The sequence below is a fragment of the Streptomyces sp. IBSBF 3136 genome, from assembly GCF_036815105.1.
In the GTDB taxonomy this organism is placed as follows: domain Bacteria; phylum Actinomycetota; class Actinomycetes; order Streptomycetales; family Streptomycetaceae; genus Streptomyces.
Genome location: NZ_JAJSZC010000412.1, coordinates 1 through 2992 on the forward strand (window position 1 = coordinate 1; position 2992 = coordinate 2992).

4 protein-coding genes are annotated in these 2992 nt (G+C 75.5%); 2 read left to right on the forward strand and 2 right to left on the reverse strand.

What is annotated here, in order from left to right:
- Window positions 1-1066 (forward strand): MBL fold metallo-hydrolase (locus V7E45_RS39655; protein ID WP_333779147.1); only part of this gene is annotated, 1066 nt, incomplete at its 5' end.
- Here the strand turns inward: V7E45_RS39655 and V7E45_RS39660 are convergent.
- Window positions 1029-1661 (reverse strand): DedA family protein, encoded by a 633-nt coding sequence (locus V7E45_RS39660; protein WP_333779148.1) that lies wholly within the window; start codon window positions 1659-1661, stop codon window positions 1029-1031. The two genes, V7E45_RS39655 and V7E45_RS39660, sit on opposite strands and share 38 nt — an antisense overlap.
- Window positions 1658-2431: an MBL fold metallo-hydrolase gene (locus tag V7E45_RS39665; RefSeq protein WP_333779149.1), complete on the reverse strand. Its 774-nt coding sequence runs from the start codon at window positions 2429-2431 to the stop codon at window positions 1658-1660. Before V7E45_RS39665 ends, V7E45_RS39660 begins: the two co-directional genes overlap by 4 nt.
- 84 nt (window positions 2432-2515) lie before the next feature.
- On the opposite strand from V7E45_RS39665, the gene V7E45_RS39670 reads away from it, so the two are divergent.
- Window positions 2516-2947 (forward strand): hypothetical protein, encoded by a 432-nt coding sequence (locus tag V7E45_RS39670; protein WP_333779150.1) that lies wholly within the window; start codon window positions 2516-2518, stop codon window positions 2945-2947.
- The last annotated feature ends 45 nt before the right edge of the window (window positions 2948-2992 follow it).

Here is a 2992-nt window from a genome sequence, read left to right on the forward strand (position 1 = left end):
CGCCGCCCTCGCGCCCCCGTTCCCGCCGCTGGCCGAGCCCCGGCCGCTCGGTGAACACCGGGTCTGGCCGCGCACGTTCCACGACCGGCTCACCGCGCCGCTGCCCGGCCTCAAGGCCCTCGCCCGCTTCGCCCGCGAGGGCGCGGTGCGCCCCGGTCCCGAGGGCCTCGCCGACATTCCCAGGCTCCCCTGCGCACCCGCCGCGCTGCCCCGCGCCGGCACCGGCACGCTCGCCGTGACCTGGGCGGGACACGCGAGCTGGATCGTCCGGATGGGCGGTCTGACCGTGCTCACCGACCCCGTGTGGTCCCGCCGCATCCTCGGCACCCCGGCCCGCATCACCCCCGTGGGCGTGCCCTGGGACGCCCTGCCGCCCGTCGACGCGGTCGTCATCAGCCACAACCACTACGACCACCTCGACGCACCCACCCTGCGCCGACTCCCGCGCGCGACACCGGTGTTCGTGCCGGCCGGCCTCGGCGGCTGGTTCCGGCGGCGCCGGTTCACCCGCGTCACCGAGCTGGACTGGTGGGAGGGTGCCGAACTGTCCGGCGTCCGCTTCGACTTCGTGCCCGCCCACCACTGGTCCAAGCGCACCCTCACCGACACCTGCCACAGCCTCTGGGGCGGCTGGGTGCTGACCGCCGCCGACGGACAGCGCCTCTACTTCGCCGGCGACACCGGGTACGGCCACTGGTTCGCCCGCATCGGGCGCCGCTATCCGGGGATCGACCTGGCCCTCATGCCCATCGGCGCCTACGACCCCCGCTGGTGGCTCCGCGACGTCCACTGCGACCCGGAGGAGGCCGTCCAGGCCACCCTGGACGTCGGTGCGAGAAGGATGGCTCCCATGCACTGGGGCACGTTCGTACTGTCGGCGGAGCCGGTCCTGGAACCGCTCACCCGGGTGAGGTCGGCCTGGCAGAAGGCCGGACTTCGGCGCGAGGACCTCTGGGACCTCCCGGTCGGCGCGTCGAGGCTGCTCGGCCCGGACACCGACGGCCCCGCCCGGCCGCTACCCGGCGGCGCTACCGCACCCGCCGCACCAGACTCGGCACCGCGCTGATCCCCAGCGTCAGCGCGACCGCCGCCACCACACCCTCCCAGGGCTCCGGGAACAGCGAACCCCCCAGGATCCCGATCACCTGATACGTCAGCGCCCACGCCAGGCACGCCGGCAGGTTGCCGCGCGAGAACCGCCGCAGCGGCCACTCGGCCAGCAGGCACGCCAGCATCACGGGTATTCGCCCCGCCGGCACCAGCCGGGACAGCACCAGCACGGCGACCCCGTGCTCGGCCAGCTTCCCCTGCGCCTGCGCGAGCCGTTCCTCCGGCGCCCGCGAGCGGATGGCCTCCAGCCAGCGCGACCCGTTCTTCGACCGCAGCCCCCGCCGTCCCAGCCAGTACAGCGCCGCGTCCCCGAGGAACGCCGCCAGCGAGGCGGTCACGAACAGCAGCGCCAGCGAGAACGGAGCCGTCCGGTGGAACGCCACCACGGCGGCGGAGCTGACCAGGGCACCCGTCGGCACCACCGGCACCAACGCGCCGATCAGCACCAGCAGGAACAGCGACGGATACCCGAGCGCCTGCTGGGTGACCTCCGGCGGCACCGTGGACGTCACGGTGCCGGCCAGTGGCACCGCGCAGGACGGCCATCTCACCGCGCGACCTCCAGCCGCGCGCTCTCCCCGTGCTCCAGCCGGTGCACGGCCACCTGCGGCGCGGCGGCGGCGGCCAGGCGCACGAACTCCTCGCCCGGCGTGTGGAACTCGTGCGGGCGCACCGCGTCCATGCCGATCGGCCAGTACGTCCCGTAGTGCACGGGCACCGCCATCCGCGGCGCCAGCAGGGCCAGCGCCCGGGCCGCCCGCCCCGCGTCCAGGTGCCCCTCGCCGAGGTACGGGCCCCAGCCGCCCACCGGCAGCAGCGCCACGTCCACCGGCCCGACCTCGTCCGCCATGGTGTCGAACAGCCCGGTGTCTCCGGCGAAGTAGGTCCGCGCCTCGCCCTCGACGACGTACCCGAGGGCGGGGGAGCGGTGCGGGCCCACCGGCAGCCGGCGCCCGTCGTGCCGGGCGGGGACCACCCGCACCAGCAGGTCGCCGACCCGCACCCGGTCCCCGGGTGCGACCTCGGTGACGCCGAGGTGCCGCAGCCGGCGCAGTCCGGGTACCGCCCGTGGTGCGCCCCGGGGCACGAGCAGGCGCGTGCCCGAGGCGAGCGCGGCCAGCGACGGCAGGTGCAGATGGTCGGCGTGCAGATGGGAGACGAGCGCCACGTCCGCGCGATGGGCCTCGGCGGGCGGTACCGCACCCCGTCGGCGGCGCAGATGCGCCAGCCGGCGGGCGAACAAGGGGTCGGTGATCACTCGCGTGTTCGAATCCCGGAGCGTGCACGTGGCGTGACCCCACCAGGTGATCTCCACCGGCACCTTCTTCGCCTCCTTCGCGCGACTCCCCGAAGCCTACGTGCAGGAGTAGGGTCGGCGGCGAAACCCGGAGGTGAGGGGGACGCCATGGGACAACTGCGGGGCGCCTGCGGCGGGCTCGCGCCGGTGCGGGTCACCGCCATCGCGAGCCTGACGCCCCTGGAGGAGCTGGAGGCCGACCCCTTCCTCGTGGACTCCCGCAGCCAGCACGCCATGTGCGCCCGGTGGGCGGCGGAGCACGGCTACGTGGTCGCACGCGAACTCCTCGTCGGCGGCCTGCGGTTCGACCACTGCGCCCTGTGGGACGGGGTCCGGTCCGGCGTGGACGTGTTCGTCGCGCCCAGCAGACGCGTGCTGGCACGCGCCCTGTCCTCGGTGGAGGAGTTCACCGCCGAGTGCGCGCGCCGCGGGGTGCGCGTGGAGACCGTGGGGCGCGCCGAGCCGTCGTACGACGCCCAGATGAAGGCCCGGGTGCACCGCAGGCTTTCGATGCCGACCGCGGGCTACGACGGCCGGTGACGGCCCGCCCGCCCGGCCCGCACCCCGCGCCCGCCGCGCCCGCAC

What these genes read in the sequence shown, in the direction of transcription:
- V7E45_RS39670 (WP_333779150.1), top strand. Translation starts at nt 2,516, where the DNA reads ATGGGACAACTGCGGGGCGCCTGCGGCGGGCTCGCGCCGGTGCGGGTC.